The following is a 15,577-nucleotide window of genomic DNA, read 5'->3' as shown; positions in this document are numbered from 1 at the left end:
ACCAACACGAACACGCGAACCCTACTCCCTGGGGCCTGCGGAACGGCGGCGGGGTGCGGCTACGGTGCCCGCGTGGCGAGTCCGCACCACCCTGCCGGAGAGGCGTCCGGGCACCGCGCGTACTGGGACGCGGCGTCGGTCGTCCCCTACCACCCCCGGGCCCGCGAGGCGCTCCTGGCGGCCCTCGACGACGGCTGGGCGGACCCGCGACGGCTGCACTCGGAGGGCCGGCGCGCCGCGGCGCTCGTGGACGGCGCGCGCCAGGTCCTCGCCGCGGGCCTCGGGTCGCGACCCGATGAGCTGGTGGTCACCGCCGGCCACGCGGACGCCGTCCGGACCGGGGTGCTGGGGGTGCTGGCGGGACGGCGCCGCGTCGGCGGCGCCCTGGTGCACTCCGCGGTCGAGCACTCGTCCGTGCTGCGCACGGCCGCCCACCACGTCGCCGGTGGCGGCACCGCGCACCCGGTGCGGGTCGACGACCTCGGCCGGGTCGACCTGACCGCCTGGACGGCCGTCGTGCACGAGGACGGGGTGGCCGCGGCGTGCCTGCAGGCGGCGAACGGCGAGGTGGGCACCGTGCAGCCCGTGGAGCGCGCGCACGCGGTCGCCGTCGAGGCGGGGGTCCCGCTGGTCGTGGACGCGGACCCGGCGCTCGGCCGGGCCGTCGTGCCCTCGTCCTGGGACGTCGTGGCGTCGGGCGTGCACGGTCTGGGCGGTCCGGCCGGGGTGGGGCTGCTGGCGGTGCGCACCGGCGTCCGGTGGCGGTGGCCGTGGCCGCCGACCGGCTCCGACCCTCGCTCGGGACCCGGGCCGGTGGGCGTCCCCGAGCTGCTCAGCGCGGCGGTCGCCCTGCGGGCCGCCGAGGACGAGCGGGAGGCGGAGGACGCCCGGCGGCGGGACGTCGTGGACCTGCTGCGCCGCCGGCTGCCGCAGCTGGTGCCGGACCTGCAGGTCGTCGGCGACCCCACCGACCGGCTCCCCCACGTGCTGACGTTCTCCTGCCTGTACGTCGAGGGCGAGGCGCTGGTCACCGAGCTGGACCGCGAGGGGTTCGCGGTGGGCTCCGGGTCGGCGTGCACGGCGGACACGCTCGAGCCCAGCCACGTGCTGTCCGCCATGGGCGCCCTCACCCACGGCAACGTGCGGGTCGGCCTGCCCCCGGGTGCGCCGCCCGGCCGCCTCGAGACCGATGCCGAGCGCTTCCTCGAGGTCCTCCCCCGCGCCGTGAGCCGGTTGCGGGCCGTGCTGGGGGCGGAGGGTCTGTGACCGGCGGGGACCCCGAGCGCCCTCCGGTCGAGCAGCGGCGGCGCGAGGCGACGCTCGTCGTGGACGCCCGCTCGGCCCGGTGCCCGCTGCCGGTCATCGAGCTCGCCCGGGCCGTGCGGGGGCTGCGGCCTGGTGACACCGTGCTCCTGCTGGCCACGGACCCGGCCGCCGCTCCCGACGTCGCGGCATGGTGCCGGATGCGGGGCCAGCGGTTGATGGGCTCCCGAGACCGGGACGGCGTCCTGGAGCTGCTCGTCGAGGTCGCCTGAGGAGCGCCGCGGGTCCCCGGACGTCAGTGCCGGTTTGCGGCGGGCCGTGCCGGCCAGGCCGCCGGCGGGGCGGCGACCGCCGAGGCGAGCCGCCGCAGGTACTCGGCGCGCGGCACCTCCACCACCCCGAGCCCGGCCAGGTGGGGCGTCGACCACTGCACGTCGAGCAGCCGCCGCGGGTCACCGTCCGCGCGCAGCACGTCGACCAGCGCGACCAGCGCGACCTTCGAGGCGTCGGTGACGCCGTGGAACATCGACTCCCCGGCGAACAGGCCGCCGACCTCGACCCCGTACAGGCCACCGACCAACCGGTCCCCCTGCCAGACCTCGACGCTGTGGGCGTGGCCGAGCTCGTGCAGCCTGGTGTACGCGGCGGCGACGCGCGGGGTGATCCACCGCCCCTCCCGGCGCGGGTCGGCGCACCCGGCGACGACCTCGCGGAAGGCGGTGTCGGTGGTCCACCGCAGCCTGCGGGCCGACCGGCGCAGCGAGCGGCTCACCCGCAGACCATCCAGGGGCAGCACCCCACGGGGGTCGGGTGACCACCAGCCCCACGGGGGCCTGCCGTGCCGGCCGAGGCCCATCGGGAACAGCCCGGACCGGTAGGCGGCCAGCAGCGTGGCCGGCTCGAGGTCCGCACCGGCGGCGACCAGGTCCTCGCCAGCGGGCACCCGCGACAGCAGGTCACGCAGCTGCGCCCCGACGTCCTCGCCGCCCGTCGTCACCGACGGACCTCAGCGCCTGCCCGACGGCACGCGGCCCGCCACCCCGGCCGGGCCCGTCAGGGCCGCGGGGTGCGCAGGTGCTCGCCGACCTCCGCGGCCGCCGCGTCCCCGTACGCCTCGGCGAACCGGGACAGGAAGCGCGCCCGCCCCAGCTCGTACTCCTGCGTGCCGACGGTCTCCACCACGTACGTGGCGAGCATCGCGCCCACCTGGGCGCAGCGCTCCGCGGACAGCTCCCACGCCAACCCGGCCAGGTAGCCCGCCCGGAAGGCGTCGCCCACCCCCGTCGGGTCGGCGCGCCGCTCCTCGCTCGGCGTCGCGACCCGGGCGACCTCCACCCCACCCGCCTCGACGGTCGCGCCGTCCCGGCCGTGCGTGGTGACCCGGACGCCCACGCGGGCGGACACCTCCTCCGCCGACCACCCGGTCTTCTTCTCGATCAGCGCGGCCTCGTAGGCGTTGCTGAACAGGTACGCGGCGCCGTCGACGAGCTGGCGGATCTGGTCGCCGTCCATCCACGCGAGCTGCTGCGAGGGGTCGGCGACGAACGGGATGCCCCGCGTCCGGCACTCCTCGGTGTGCCGCAGCATCGCCTCGGGGTCGTTGGGGCTGATGACCACCATGTCGATGCCCCCGGCACGCTCCGCGATGGGGCCGAGCTCGATCTCGCGCGCCTCGGTCATCGCGCCCGCGTAGAACGAGGCCATCTGCGCGTGGTCGGCGTCCGTGGTGCACACGAAGCGTGCGGTGTGCCGGAGCTCGCTGACGTGGACGTGGCTGGTGTCGACGCCGTGGCGGTCCAGCCACGAGCGGTAGTCCACGAAGTCCTGCCCCACCGCGCCGACGAGCACCGGCCGGTGGCCGAGGTTGCCCAGCCCGAAGGCGATGTTGGCGGCGATGCCACCCCGGCGGACCTCGAGGTCGTCGACGAGGAACGACAGGGAGATCTTGTCGAGCTGCTCGACGACGAGGGAGTCGGCGAACCGGCCCGGGAAGGTCATGAGGTGGTCGGTCGCGATGGACCCGGTGACTGCGAGGCGCACGAGCGGGAACTCTACCCGCCGGACGACCACCCCCGGGACGACGACGGGCACCCCACGGCCTGTGGGGTGCCCGTCGTGCGCGCCGGGTCGGCGCAGCTCAGCTGAAGGAGTCGCCGCAGGCGCAGGAGCTGCCCGCGTTGGGGTTGTCGATCGTGAACCCCTGCTTCTCGATCGTGTCCGCGAAGTCGATCGTCGCGCCGTCGAGGTAGGGGACGCTCATGCGGTCCACGACGACCTCGACCCCGTCGAAGTCGCGGACGGCGTCGCCGTCCAGCGTGCGCTCGTCGAAGTACAGCTGGTAGATCAGGCCGGAGCAGCCGCCGGGCTGCACCGCGACGCGCAGCCGCAGGTCGTCGCGCCCCTCCTGCTCCAGGAGGCTGCGGACCTTCTCAGCAGCCGGAGCGGTCAGCTCGACGCCGTGGGTGGGCGCGGTGGTGGTCTCGGCCGGGGTGCTGGTCTGGGTCTCGCTCATGTGCCATCTCTCCGTGGTGCCGGGGGCAGGTCCGGGGCAGGCCACCGGGGGCGGCGCCTGCCGTCACCGGGGTCAACCCGAGGGAGGCGCCTGGTTGTTCCCGCCGCCGGAGGCGGTGGGGCGTCCCCCTCGCTCCAGCCTACGCCCCGCTCAGCGCGACCACGTGCGGGCCACGCGCGCGGTGCGGTCAGCGAGCGTCCCGGCGGGGTCGGCCAGCGACCGCTCGACGTCGTCGGGACGCTCCGCGACGGCGTAGGCGGACTCCACGCCGAGGGCCACGGTCTCGCGTCGCCCGACCTGCACCTGGCCGGCGACCACGACGGTGGGGACCCCGACGGCGAGCGCGTGGTGGGCGACGGCGGCCACCACCTTGCCCCGCAGCGACTGCCAGTCGAAGCAGCCCTCCCCCGTGACCACGAGGTCGCTGGCGGCGAGCCGGTCGCCCAGCCGGACGGCGTCGGCGACGACCTGCGCCCCGGGCTCGCGCACCGCACCCAGCAGCCGCAGCGCGAACCCCAGCCCGCCGGCCGCACCGGCGCCGGCCTCGGCGACGAGCCGCTGCGGCGCCAGGTCGGGCCCGAGCGTCTCGAGGGCGACCTGGGCGAAACGACCGAGGGCCCGGTCGAGGTGCTGGGCCTGCTCGGGGGTGGCGCCCTTCTGGGCCGCGAAGCCCGCGGCGGCGCCCTTGAACCCCAGGAGCGGGACGTCGACGTCGCTCGCGGCCACCAGCTCGACCCCGGCGAGGCGCTCGCGGGCGCGGGCCAGGCCGGTCAGCCCGGCGCCGGGCAGCGCGTCGAGGGCGCCCCCGCCGCCGGCGAGCAGCTCGGGAGCCCCGGCACCCAGCGCGGCCAGCGCCCCCGCTCCGCCGTCGACGGTGCCGGACCCGCCGAGGCCGACGACCACGCGGCGAGCCCCCGTGCCCGCGGCAGCCAGCAGCAGCTCGCCCACGCCCGTCGTCGTGGTGCGCGTGGGGTCGCGGCGGTCGGCGGGGACGAGGTGCAGGCCGCAGGCCTGGGCCGACTCGACGTACGCGTGACCGGGCGCGCCGTCCGCCCCGGGGACGACCAGGACCGTCGCGGGCACCGGGTCGCCGACGGGGCCGGTGACGGTGACGGCGACGAGCTCACCGCCGAGCACCTCGTGCAGGGCGTCGACGAAGCCGGGTCCGCCGTCGGACAGCGGGCAGGTGGCCACGTCGTCCGCGGGCGCCTGCCGGCGCCACCCCGCGGCCATCGCGGCGGCGGCCTGGGAGGCGGTCAGGGTGCCCGAGAAGCAGTCGGGGGCGATCAGGACGCGCACCGGGTCATCCTCGCGCAGGCCCCGCGGCGGTGGCGCACCCCACCCCGCGGACCGCTGACGCGCGCGGCGTCGGGGGCCGTAGCATCGCGGCGTGACCTTCACCGAGCCCCGTGCGACCCCTGCCGCGCTGCTCCTGCTGGGCCGCGACGCCGACCTGCGCAGCGAGCGGGGGGTCGAGTGCCCGGGTGAGCTGCCCGCCGCGTCCGACCCGGGTCTGGTCGAGCGCGCCCGCGCGGCGAAGGCCGCGCTCGGTGACCGGGTGTTCGTGCTCGGCCACCACTACCAGCGTGACGAGGTCATCCAGTTCGCCGACGTCACGGGCGACTCGTTCAAGCTCGCGCGGGAGGCCGCCGCGCGACCGGACGCGGAGTACGTCGTGTTCTGCGGCGTGCACTTCATGGCCGAGAGCGCCGACATCCTCACCTCGGACGCCCAGCAGGTCGTGCTGCCGGACCTGGCCGCCGGCTGCTCGATGGCGGACATGGCCGCGATCTCCCAGGTGGAGGACGCGTGGGACGTCCTCGTCGACGCCGGCGTGGCGGACGACGTCGTGCCCGTGACGTACATGAACTCCTCCGCGGCGATCAAGGCGTTCACCGGCCGTCACGGTGGGACGGTGTGCACGTCGTCCAACGCCGCGACGGCGCTGACGTGGGCGTTCGAGCAGCGGGCCGAGGGCCGGGGGAAGGTCCTCTTCCTGCCCGACCAGCACCTGGGGCGCAACACGGCGGTGCGCGACCTCGGCATGTCCCTGGACGACTGCGTCGTCTACGACCCGCACAAGCCGGCCGGTGGCCTGACGCCTGAGCAGCTGCGTGGTGCGCGGATGGTCCTGTGGCGCGGGCACTGCTCGGTGCACGGGCGCTTCTCGGCGCAGAACGTCGCCGACGTGCGCGAGCGGGTGCCCGGGGTGAACGTCCTGGTGCACCCCGAGTGCCGGCACGAGGTCGTCGCCGCCGCGGACCTGGTGGGGTCCACCGAGTTCATCATCCGGGCGCTCGAGGGCGCCGAGCCCGGCTCGCACTGGGCGATCGGCACCGAGCTCAACCTGGTGCGCCGGCTGGCGAACCGGCACCCGGAGCTGCAGGTGCACTTCCTGGACCGCACGGTGTGCTTCTGCTCGACGATGAACCGGATCGACCTGCCGCACCTCGTGTGGTCGCTGGAGTCCCTCGCCGCCGGGCGCGTGGTCAACCGGATCGCGGTGGACCCCGACGTCGCCCACTGGGCGCGGGTGGCCCTGGACCGGATGCTGGCCCTGCCCGGCCCGACCGCGCGTGCGACCGTCCCGGTCTGAGCCCGCGAGGACCCCTCGGCCCGGGACGGGCGGACCGCCCGCGCGGCGGGCGGCCGACCTCAGCGGGCGGCCAGCGCCGCCAGCAGCAGCGTCTCGGCCAGGCAGGCGCGCTCGAGCACGGCGAGGCTGAGCGACTCGTCGTAGCCGTGCGCCCGGGTGTCCGGGTCCTCCACACCGGTCACGAGGACGGTGGCGTCCGGGAACACGTCGGTGAGGTCGGCGATGAACGGGATGGAGCCGCCGATGCCCTGGTGCACGACCTGGGCGCCGTCCCACGCCTGGGACAGGGCCCAGCGGGCGGTGTCGTAGACCTCGCCGCCGACGTCGCCGGCGAAGGACTGCCCGAGCTCCTTGAGGGTGACCTCGACCTGCGCGCCGAACGGCGCGGTGGCGAGCAGGTGCTCCCGCAGCGCCTCGAATGCGGTCTGCGGGTCCTGGCCGGGCGCGATCCGCATCGACAGCTTGGCGCGCACGACCGGCAGCAGGGTGTTCGACGCCGTGGCGACCGACGGCGCGTCGACCCCGGTGACGGTGACGGACGGCCGGCTCCACATCCGGGCGGCCACCGGGCCGCGCCCCACGAGCCGGACGCCGTCCAGCACGCCCGCGTCGCGGCGGACGTCGGCCTCCGCGACCGTCACGTCGTGGGACTCGTGCCGCTGGAGCGCCTCGACGGCGAGGTCGCCCTCGTCGTCCCACAGGCGCGACAGCAGGGTCGTGGTGGCCATCATCGCGTCGGGGGCCGCGCCGCCGTACATGCCCGAGTGGACGGCGTGCGAGAGCGTCCGGACCTCGACGTCCGCCTCGACCAGTCCGCGCAGGCTCGTCGTGAGCGACGGGGTGTCCACGGCCCAGTTGTCGGAGTCGGCGACGACGATCACGTCCGCCGCGAGGCGGTCGCGGTAGCGCCGGAGGAAGTCGGCGAACGACGGGGACCCGGACTCCTCCTCGCCCTCGACGAAGACGACGACACCGACGCCGTCCTGCGGCCCCCAGGTCGGCAGCAGCGCGCGCAGGGCCGCGACGTGGGCCATGACCCCCGCCTTGTCATCAGCGGTACCGCGGCCGTAGAGGCGCCCGTCGCGCTCGGTCGGCTCGAAGGCGGGGGTGGTCCAGTCGGCCTCGGCACCCGGGGGCTGGACGTCGTGGTGGGCGTACAGCAGCACGGTGGGCGCGCCGTCGGGCCCCGGACGGCGGGCGACCACCGCGGGGGCCCCCGGGCTGCCGTCGGGTCGCTCCGCGCGCAGGACCTCGACCTCCGGCATACCGGCGTCCCGCAGCAGGGACGCGACCGCCTCGGCGCTCGTGTCGAGGGTCGCCTGGTCGAACGCCGCCGCGGAGACGCTCGGGATGCGGACCAGCCGCTCCAGGTCGGCCCGGACCCCGGGCAGGACGGCCGCTGCGGCCTCGCGCAGGGCCGTGACGTCGAGGTCGGGAGCAGGCGCAGGGGTCGTCGAGGCGGTCATGACGGGTCACGGTAGCGACACCGCCGGACCGTCACGACGACGGGCGCGGGTACGCTCGGCGTGTGCTCGGACGCAAGAAGACGCCCACCCCCCAGGCCCCCGCCCCGCGTCAGGTGGCGCCGCGTCCCGGGGCGAAGAACCGTCCGACGCCCAAGCGCCACGAGCGGGTCGCCCAGCGCCGGCGGCCGCTGGTGCCGGACGACCGCAAGGCCGCCGCGAAGCAGGCCCGCGAGCACGCCCGGGCCGAGCGGATGAGGGCCCGCGAGGCCATGCTCAGCGGCGACGAGAAGCACCTGCCGCCACGGGACAAGGGTCCGCACAAGCGCTTCGTGCGCGACTACGTCGACGCCCGGTGGAGCGTCGGCGAGTTCTTCCTGCTCATCGCGCTGGTCGTCGTCCTGCTGACGTTCGCCCCCAGCCCGCTGCTGCGGCTCGTCGCGACGCTGGCCCTGTGGGCCACGGTGCTGATGTCCCTGCTCGACGGCTGGCTGCTGGCCCGGCAGCTCCGCAAGGCGCTGCTGGCGCGGTTCGGCGAGGAGGGGCTGCAGGGCGGCACCGTCCGCTACGGCGTGCTGCGGGCGTTCCAGATCCGCCGCACGCGGTTGCCGAAGCCGATGGTGGCGCGCGGCGAGTACCCGTCCTGAACGCGTTGCACGCGCTGCTGATCCGGGCGGACGCCGTCTCCTGATTCGTGGGACGACCCTTGTCGCCCGTAGGGTCGCCACATGGAGTACCGATACCTCGGCAACAGCGGCTTCAAGATCTCCGAGATCACCTACGGCAACTGGCTGACCCACGGGTCCCAGGTCGAGAACGACGTCGCCACGCAGTGCGTGCGCGCGGCGCTCGACGCGGGCATCACGTCGTTCGACACGGCCGACGTCTACGCGAACACCGTGGCGGAGCAGGTGCTGGGTGACGCCCTGAAGGGCGAGCGGCGCGAGTCCCTGGAGATCTTCACGAAGGTCTACTGGCCCACCGGCCCGAAGGGCCCCAACGACACCGGCCTGTCCCGCAAGCACATCATGGAGTCGGTCAACGGCTCGCTGCGACGGCTCGGCACTGACTACGTCGACCTCTACCAGGCGCACCGGTACGACACCGAGACGCCGCTGGAGGAGACGATGCAGGCCTTCGCGGACGTCGTCCGCCAGGGCAAGGCCCTGTACATCGGTGTCAGCGAGTGGACCGCCGACCAGATCCGCGAGGGTCACGCCCTGGCCAAGGAGCTCGGCGTGCAGCTCGTCTCGAGCCAGCCGCAGTACTCGATGCTGTGGCGCGTCATCGAGGACGAGGTCGTCCCCACCTGCCGCGAGCTCGGCGTCTCCCAGATCGTCTGGTCCCCCATCGCCCAGGGGGTGCTGACCGGCAAGTACGTGCCCGGCCAGCCCCACCCGCAGGGTTCGCGCGCCACCGACGACAAGGGCGGCGCGAAGATGATCGAGCGGTTCATGAACGACGAGACGCTCGCCAAGGTCCAGGACCTGCGGCCCGTCGCCGACGACCTGGGCCTGTCCATGGCGCAGCTGGCGGTGGCGTGGGTGCTGCAGAACGACAACGTGGCCGCGGCCCTCGTCGGCGCCTCCCGCCCCGAGCAGGTCGCGGAGAACGTCAAGGCCGCCGGGGTCCGCCTGGACGCCGACGTCATGCGCCGGATCGACGACGCCCTCGACGGCGTCGTCGAGCGCGACCCGGCCCGGACCCGGGAGGGCGCTCCGCAGACCCGCGTGGTCTGAGGACCCGACGCGACGCGAGGGGCGACCCGGCCCGGGCCGGGTCGCCCCTCGTCACGTCCGCGGCCCGCCGCCCGCTGGCCTCAGCCCGCGGGGTGCAGCGACATCGGGCCGTACACCTCGGAGTCACCGTCGTGCAGGCGCACCGCGTCGACCCCCTCGGAGACGAGCTGCTGGTAGGTCTCCCCCACCCAGCTCTCCGCGTCCGCCTGCGTCGGGAAGGGCGAGGACGGCGCGGACGGCGGCGACACCGGCCGGCCCGTGGCGTCCTCGAAGGTCCAGGTCCAGGTGCTCGACGTCATGGGGCCAGCGTAGGAGCCGCCGGTCCGTCGCTGCCACCGGCGCCGTCGCCCACCCGGGCACGGGCGGCGACGGCCCCGACGACGGTCACGACCGGCGGTCGCAGCCCGGCGGCGTCGGCGGCGTCGGCCGCGTCGGCCAGCGTGGCGGCCACGACGCGCTGGGTCGGCAGACCGCCGTCCTGGACGCAGGCGACCGGCGTCGACGCAGGCAGGCCGCCGTCGACCAGCGCGGTGGCGACGGCGCGCAGCGTGCGCACGCCCATCAGGACGACGACCGTCGTCCCGGTGCGCGCCACGGCCGCCCAGTCCACCGTGCTGCGGGGGTCGCCGGGAGGGACGTGCGCGGAGAGGACGGTGACGCCCTGCGACAGCTCCCGGTCCGTGACCGGTATCCCGGCGAGGGCGGGCACGGCCACGGCGCTGGTCACCCCGGGGACGACGGCGACCGGGACGCCCGCGGCCCGGCACGCGTCGACCTCCTCGCCGCCGCGACCGAAGAGGAACGGGTCGCCGCCCTTGAGCCGCACCACCACCCGGCCCGCGAGCGCGTGCTCGACGAGCAGGGCGTTCGTGGTCTCCTGCGGGGTGGACGGGCCGCGGGGGTGCTTGGCGACGTCGACCACCTCGACGCCCTCGGGCAGGTCGTCGAGGACCGACACCGGGCCGAGGTGGTCGGTGACGACCACGTCGGCCTCCTGCAGCGCCCGCCACCCCGCGAGGGTGATGAGGCCGGGGTCGCCCGGTCCGCCGCCGACCAGGACGACGCGACCGCGCCCCCCGACCGCGTCCGCGTCGCCACCCGCACCCGCGTCGTCGCGCGGCCGCGCGTCGCCGGTCACGGGACGGTCAGCGGTCGTCGTCGGCCAGCGCGGCCGACTCCGACGCGCGCTCGGCGGCGTCCTGCAGCGCCATCGACGAGAACGTGCTCATCTCCCCCAGCACCCGGCAGGCGGCCTGGACCACCGGCACGGCGAGCACCGCCCCGGTGCCCTCGCCGAGCCGCAGGCCCAGGTCGAGCACCGGCTCGAGGCCGAGGACGGCGAGGGCCGCGGTGGCGCCGGGCTCCTCGGAGCGGTGGCCGGCGACCCAGTGGTCCACGGCGGCCGGTGCCAGGGCCTGCGCGACGAGGGCAGCGGCGCACGCGATGACGCCGTCCAGGACGACGGGCACCCGGCACGCGGCGGCGCCGAGCAGGAACCCGGCGATGCCGGCGTGCTCGAGGCCGCCGACGGCGGCGAGGACGCCGACGGGGTCCGCCGGGTCGGGTCGGTGCAGGTCCAGCGCCTGCCGCACGACGGTGACCTTGTGGGCGAGCACGCTGTCGTCCACCCCGGTGCCGCGGCCCGTCACGAGCTCGGGGTCGGCACCGGTGAGGACGGCGACGAGCGCGGCGGACGCCGTCGTGTTGGCGATCCCGAGGTCCCCGGCGACGAGCAGCCGGTTGCCTGCGGAGACGAGGTCACGGGCCGTCTCGATGCCCGTCTCGAGCGCCTGGACGGCCTGCGCCCGGGTCATGGCGGGCCGCTCGGACAGGTCCGCGGTGCCCTCGGCGACCCGACGACGCAGCAGGCCCGGCGCGCCGCCCCGGCGCACCGAGCCGTCGGCGAGCTCCTCGTCCGCTCCCGGGACCGCGCCCACGACACCGAGGTCGACGACCTGCACCTCGGCACCGGCCTGGCGGGCGAAGGCGTTGACGGCCGCGCCGCCGCCGAGGACGGCGGCGACCATCTGGGCGGTGACCTCCTGCGGCCACGGGGACACCCCGCGGGCGTGGACGCCGTGGTCGGCGGCGAACACCGCGACGGCGGCCGGCTCGAGCACCGGCTCCACCTGGCCGGTCGAGGCGGCGACGCGGGCGGCCAGGGCCTCGAGGGCGCCCAGCGAGCCGCGGGGCTTGGTCAGGTCGTGCTGGCGGTCCCACGCCCGCGCGGCGACCGCGTCGTCCGCGCCACGGATCGCGGCGACGGTCTCGTCGAGCAGGTGCACGGGTTCTCCTCCGGGTAGGCCTCGTCGTCCCCAGCGCTCATGGTGCACCGCCCAGGCCAAGGGCCGTCGGCGGGCCCACCCGGCGAGCGCGAGCTCGGGTCCGGGAGGGAAGGCGGAGACGTGGCCGAGGCACAGGTAGGCGACGACCTCGACGTGAGCGGGCAGGTCGAGCGCGGCGCGCAGCTCCTCGGGCTCGGCGAAGCTGACCCAGCCGACGCCGAGGCCCTCGGCCCGGGCGGCCAGCCACAGGTTCTGCACGGCGCCGGCGACGGAGAAGGCGGCGGTGCGGGGGTCGGCGTGCCGGCCGAGGACGTGGCGGCCGCCCCGGGTCGGGTCGCAGGTGACCGCGATGTTGACCGGGGTGTCGAGCACGGCCTCGACCTTCAGCCCGGCGAAGGCGCGGGCGCGCGCGGCCGGCAGCGACGCGGCGAACCGGGCACGCTGCGCGGCGACGACGTCCGCGACGCGGCGTCGGGTGCGCTCGTCGCGCACCACGAGGAAGTCCCACGGCTGCGACAGCCCGACGCTGGGCGCCACGTGCGCGCCGGCGAGGACACGGGTGAGCGCGGCGTCGTCGACCGGGTCGGTCCGGAACGTGCTGCGGACGTCACGTCGCTCGCGCAGCACCCGGTGCACGGCCTCGCGGTCGTCGTCGTCGAACGGCGGGGCCACGTCGCGGGGGCTCACCAGCCGCTGTCCGGGACGGCGAGCGCGGGCAGCGACAGCACGTCCCGCAGGTCCTCCAGGAAGCGCACGGTCACGAGGGGGTCGCGCGCCGACAGCCGCCACCAGTCCGGCCCCAGGCCGGGGAAGTCGGTGCAGCTGCGGATCGCCCACCCGCGGGCGCGCATCCGCTGGCGGCGGAACTCGCCGTCGTCCACCCGCACCAGGACGAAGGGCGCCTGCGGGTACACCGGGACGTGCAGGTCCAGCCCCTCCTCGGCGAGGGCCCGCAGGGCGGTCGCGAGCAGGCGCGCCTGGGAGACCCCGGTGCTGGTGAGGTCGAAGGCCTCGGCGACCGCCTGCGGCTCGGCGCTGGCCCGCAGCGCGGCGAGCGCGAGCGAGCTGACGGTCCCGGGAGCCTGCTGGACGCGCATGCGGGACACGACGTCCCGGTCGCCCACGACGTACCCGGCGCGCAGTCCCGCCACCCCCCAGGTCCTGGTGAGGCTGCGGACGCTGACGACGCCCGGCGCTCCGGTGGCGAGCATCGACCCCGGGTCCCCGGGGCCGCCCGGCAGGAAGGACTCGTCCACGCACACGACCCGGCCGGCGCGGGTCAGGCCGGCGAGCAGGGACGCCCGCTGGCGGACCGAGCACGGGTTGGCGGGGTTGCCGAGCAGGACCAGGTCGACGTCGTCGGGGACCTGGTGCGGGTCGAGCTCGAAGCCGTCCTCGGGGCGCAGGACGACGCGGACGACGTCGTGGCCGGCGAGGCGCAGCGCCCGCTCCGCCTCCTGGGGCATCGGGTGCACGACCGCGGCGCGCCGCACGTCGGACGCAGGCAGCAGCGCCCGGCCGAGCAGGGTCGGGACCTCCCCGGCACCGGCTGTGACGAGCACCGACTGCTCGCCGACCGCGTGCCGTCGCGCGAGGGCGGCCACCGCCTGCTCGGGTCGCGGGTGCGCGGACAGGTCGTCCAGGGCCTCGTGCAGCACCCGGCGCAGCCACGAGGGCGGGACGGGGGTGCGGCTGGTGCGGGCCATGTCGGCGACCGCCGGGCGCTGGCCGGAGACGGTCCGGCTCGCGCCGGGGTGTCCCGACCGCGTCGGTCCGGCGCTCACCGGGGCACCTCCGGACGAGCCGAGCGGATCCCGGCGCGACCTCCACGGACGGGCTGCGGGCCGTGGCCAGTCGGCCACTGTGGGTCACGACCTGCGAGCGGCGGTGCGGCGGGGACCGCTTCCGTCCGCCGCTGCCTCATCCAGTCGTTGCCGTTCCACGTCGTCGGGCCACCCGCCTCCGGACGGCGACGGGTCGACCGGCAATGTACGCCCCCGTCGTCGGCACGGGAAGGCACCCCCGACGCGGTCACCCAGGTGGAGGTCAGCGCGCTGACCGCTGCCGCAACCGCCGGCGGACGCCGAGCACCACGAGGACGAGCAGCCCACCCACGAGCAGGACGTCCAGCACCCACGAGTACTCCTCGACGAGGCGGTACTGGGTGCCCAGGAGCATGCCCGCCCCGACGAGCAGCCCGTTCCAGGCGGCGCTGCCCAGCGCGGTGAGCAGGGTGAAGCGCACGAAGGGCATCCGCTCCGACCCGGCCGGGAGGGAGACCAGCGACCTCACCCCCGGGACCAGCCGTCCCACCAGGACCGCGGTGGGGCCGTGCCGGTGGAACCACGCCACGGCGGTGTCGACGGCCTCGGCGTCCATCAGCGGCACGGCCGCGACGACGCGGCGGGAGCGCTCCGGGCCCACCGCGTGCCCCAACCAGTACAGGAGCCAGGCACCGACCAGCGACCCGAGGGTGGCCGCGACGAGGACCCACCCCGGCTCCATCCGCCCGCGCTGCGCGAGGTAGCCGGCGAGCGGCAGGACGATCTCGCTCGGGACCGGGGGGAAGACCGTCTCGAGCAGCGTGAGCAGGCCGACCCCGACCTCCCCCAGGCTGTCGATGACGTCGGCCACCCAGCCCGCCAGACCCCCCAGACCCTGGCCGTCCGCGGATCCCGCCCCGCTCACGGAGCGGGGCAGCAGGGGTGCGCGGTTCACGGTCCGACCCTACGCGCGGCCCGCCGCGCACGCAGGCAAGCGCCCGGCAGGCTGCCGTCGCGGCGCCACGCCGCGCGCGGTGAACCGGACGGCGCGAGGTTCCGGACAGGAATAGCCTCCCCAGTGGTGGTAGAACGCGACATGATCACCGGCAGCAGCCGGTAACCGGTCGGCCGTGGCCGGCCCGCCCTGAGGAGGGACCGTGAACGACTCGGAGCGCCCGACCGAAGGCGACCCGTCGAAGAGGCGCAGACGGGTGGTCGCACCGCCCAGCGGGGCCAAGGTCCTCGGTGGTCACCCGGGTGAGGCCGACGCGGCCCCGGGTCCCGCCGTCGCCCAGGACACGGCACCGGACCCGATCAGCGTCAGCCGCACCGACGCGGGCCCCACCGGCCAGGACAGCGCCGGCGCAGGCACCGGCAGCACCGACAGCACGAGCAGCGAGGACGCCGGCACCGGCGACACGCCCGTCGGGACGCCCCCGTCCCGCACCGAGGCGACCAGCGCACCAGCGGCCGCCGGCGCCGCGACCGCCGAGGGGCAGGCCACCGGCACCGACCCGCTCGCGAGCGGGTCGCCCACGGGCTCGCCGCAGGACGCGCCCACGCCCGCCGCCGGGGGTCCGGGGGGTGCGGCAGGCGCCGACCGGACGGCGGCACCCTCCCCGGCGGCCTCCGCGGCGGCCGGACCGACACCTCCGACCACCGGCACACCCGCCACCGCTTCACCGGCCACCGCTTCACCGGCCACGGGCTCACCCGCCACCGGCTCACCGGCCACGGGCTCACCGGCCACGGGCTCACCGGCCACCGGCTCACCCGCCACGGGCTCACCGGCCACCGGCTCGGCCGCGACCGGATCGCCCGCCGCCGGCCCGCAGGACGCCGCGGTCGTCGACGTCCCCGCGTCCGGCCCACCCTCCGCAGCGGCGACCTCACCGGCCGGTGCACCGCCGCCCGGGCCGGGCACGGCCCGGCCGCCGCAGGGGCGGCCCTCCGGGC

At 76.5% G+C, this 15,577-nt stretch carries 15 protein-coding genes and 1 pseudogene; 5 read left to right on the top strand and 11 right to left on the bottom strand.

Features of this window, described 5'->3' with window-relative positions; all coding sequences use genetic code 11:
* The first annotated feature begins 72 nt into the window (after positions 1 to 72).
* Positions 73 to 1,266 carry a cysteine desulfurase family protein gene (locus tag ACYVQV_RS05465; protein ID WP_461022255.1) on the top strand — a complete coding sequence of 398 codons (1,194 nt, stop codon included), beginning with the start codon at positions 73 to 75 and terminating at the stop codon, positions 1,264 to 1,266.
* A complete protein-coding gene (locus tag ACYVQV_RS05460) occupies positions 1,263 to 1,535 on the top strand; it encodes a sulfurtransferase TusA family protein (RefSeq protein ID WP_461022254.1) in 273 nt (90 codons plus the stop codon). Before ACYVQV_RS05465 ends, ACYVQV_RS05460 begins: the two co-directional genes overlap by 4 nt.
* Positions 1,536 to 1,558: 23 nt before the next feature.
* Here ACYVQV_RS05460 and aat read toward each other — a convergent pair whose 3' ends face one another.
* The 4 genes from aat to ACYVQV_RS05440 form a co-directional block, all read right to left on the bottom strand.
* On the bottom strand, positions 1,559 to 2,260 hold the full coding sequence (aat, locus tag ACYVQV_RS05455; RefSeq protein WP_461022253.1) for a leucyl/phenylalanyl-tRNA--protein transferase: 702 nt from the start codon (positions 2,258 to 2,260) through the stop codon (positions 1,559 to 1,561).
* Between the two features lie 56 nt (positions 2,261 to 2,316).
* Positions 2,317 to 3,303 carry a carbohydrate kinase family protein gene (locus ACYVQV_RS05450; protein ID WP_461022252.1) on the bottom strand — a complete coding sequence of 329 codons (987 nt, stop codon included), beginning with the start codon at positions 3,301 to 3,303 and terminating at the stop codon, positions 2,317 to 2,319.
* A gap of 97 nt (positions 3,304 to 3,400) precedes the next feature.
* Entirely contained in the window at positions 3,401 to 3,775 is a 375-nt protein-coding gene (locus tag ACYVQV_RS05445; RefSeq protein ID WP_461022251.1) for a HesB/IscA family protein, read from the bottom strand.
* Between the two features lie 150 nt (positions 3,776 to 3,925).
* Positions 3,926 to 5,074 carry a glycerate kinase gene (locus tag ACYVQV_RS05440; protein ID WP_461022250.1) on the bottom strand — a complete coding sequence of 383 codons (1,149 nt, stop codon included), beginning with the start codon at positions 5,072 to 5,074 and terminating at the stop codon, positions 3,926 to 3,928.
* 91 nt (positions 5,075 to 5,165) lie between these two features.
* Here ACYVQV_RS05440 and nadA point away from each other — a divergent pair, with 91 nt between their 5' ends.
* Positions 5,166 to 6,371, top strand: a complete 1,206-nt coding sequence (gene nadA, locus ACYVQV_RS05435) for a quinolinate synthase NadA (protein ID WP_461022249.1) — start codon at positions 5,166 to 5,168, stop codon at positions 6,369 to 6,371.
* A gap of 59 nt (positions 6,372 to 6,430) precedes the next feature.
* Here nadA and ACYVQV_RS05430 read toward each other — a convergent pair whose 3' ends face one another.
* On the bottom strand, positions 6,431 to 7,837 hold the full coding sequence (locus tag ACYVQV_RS05430) for a M20/M25/M40 family metallo-hydrolase (RefSeq protein WP_461022248.1): 1,407 nt from the start codon (positions 7,835 to 7,837) through the stop codon (positions 6,431 to 6,433).
* A 62-nt stretch (positions 7,838 to 7,899) separates the two neighbouring features.
* On the opposite strand from ACYVQV_RS05430, the gene ACYVQV_RS05425 reads away from it, so the two are divergent.
* A complete protein-coding gene (locus tag ACYVQV_RS05425) occupies positions 7,900 to 8,481 on the top strand; it encodes a DUF3043 domain-containing protein (RefSeq protein ID WP_461022247.1) in 582 nt (193 codons plus the stop codon).
* An 81-nt stretch (positions 8,482 to 8,562) separates the two neighbouring features.
* Positions 8,563 to 9,573 (top strand): aldo/keto reductase family protein, encoded by a 1,011-nt coding sequence (locus ACYVQV_RS05420; protein ID WP_461022246.1) that lies wholly within the window; start codon positions 8,563 to 8,565, stop codon positions 9,571 to 9,573.
* Positions 9,574 to 9,653: 80 nt separating this feature from the next.
* Here ACYVQV_RS05420 and ACYVQV_RS05415 read toward each other — a convergent pair whose 3' ends face one another.
* The 6 genes and pseudogenes from ACYVQV_RS05415 to ACYVQV_RS05390 all read right to left on the bottom strand — a co-directional run.
* Entirely contained in the window at positions 9,654 to 9,872 is a 219-nt protein-coding gene (locus tag ACYVQV_RS05415) for a hypothetical protein (RefSeq protein ID WP_461022245.1), read from the bottom strand.
* Positions 9,869 to 10,711 carry a uroporphyrinogen-III C-methyltransferase gene (gene cobA, locus ACYVQV_RS05410; protein WP_461022244.1) on the bottom strand — a complete coding sequence of 281 codons (843 nt, stop codon included), beginning with the start codon at positions 10,709 to 10,711 and terminating at the stop codon, positions 9,869 to 9,871. The genes ACYVQV_RS05415 and cobA overlap by 4 nt, the downstream gene beginning before the upstream one ends.
* Before the next feature lie 7 nt (positions 10,712 to 10,718).
* The gene (cobT, locus tag ACYVQV_RS05405; RefSeq protein WP_461022243.1) at positions 10,719 to 12,545 is read right to left on the bottom strand and encodes a nicotinate-nucleotide--dimethylbenzimidazole phosphoribosyltransferase; all 1,827 of its coding nucleotides are present in this window, start codon (positions 12,543 to 12,545) and stop codon (positions 10,719 to 10,721) included.
* Positions 12,542 to 13,642 (bottom strand): aminotransferase class I/II-fold pyridoxal phosphate-dependent enzyme, encoded by a 1,101-nt coding sequence (locus ACYVQV_RS05400; protein ID WP_461022242.1) that lies wholly within the window; start codon positions 13,640 to 13,642, stop codon positions 12,542 to 12,544. The genes cobT and ACYVQV_RS05400 overlap by 4 nt, the downstream gene beginning before the upstream one ends.
* Before the next feature lie 262 nt (positions 13,643 to 13,904).
* On the bottom strand, positions 13,905 to 14,576 hold the full coding sequence (locus ACYVQV_RS05395) for a DedA family protein (RefSeq protein WP_461022241.1): 672 nt from the start codon (positions 14,574 to 14,576) through the stop codon (positions 13,905 to 13,907).
* 294 nt (positions 14,577 to 14,870) lie between these two features.
* A pseudogene (locus ACYVQV_RS05390) lies at positions 14,871 to 15,577 on the bottom strand (hypothetical protein); the annotation flags it as partial.

It is taken from the genome of Thalassiella azotivora (genome assembly GCF_054781695.1).
This window is presented reverse-complemented; position numbering and strand designations above follow the sequence as displayed.

Bases quoted from the DNA above. Each gene is read 5' to 3' on its own strand.
- ACYVQV_RS05445 (WP_461022251.1), bottom strand. From the start codon at position 3,775: ATGAGCGAGACCCAGACCAGCACCCCGGCCGAGACCACCACCGCGCCC.
- ACYVQV_RS05430 (WP_461022248.1), bottom strand. From the start codon at position 7,837: ATGACCGCCTCGACGACCCCTGCGCCTGCTCCCGACCTCGACGTCACG.
- ACYVQV_RS05420 (WP_461022246.1), top strand. From the start codon at position 8,563: ATGGAGTACCGATACCTCGGCAACAGCGGCTTCAAGATCTCCGAGATC.
- ACYVQV_RS05415 (WP_461022245.1), bottom strand. From the start codon at position 9,872: ATGACGTCGAGCACCTGGACCTGGACCTTCGAGGACGCCACGGGCCGG.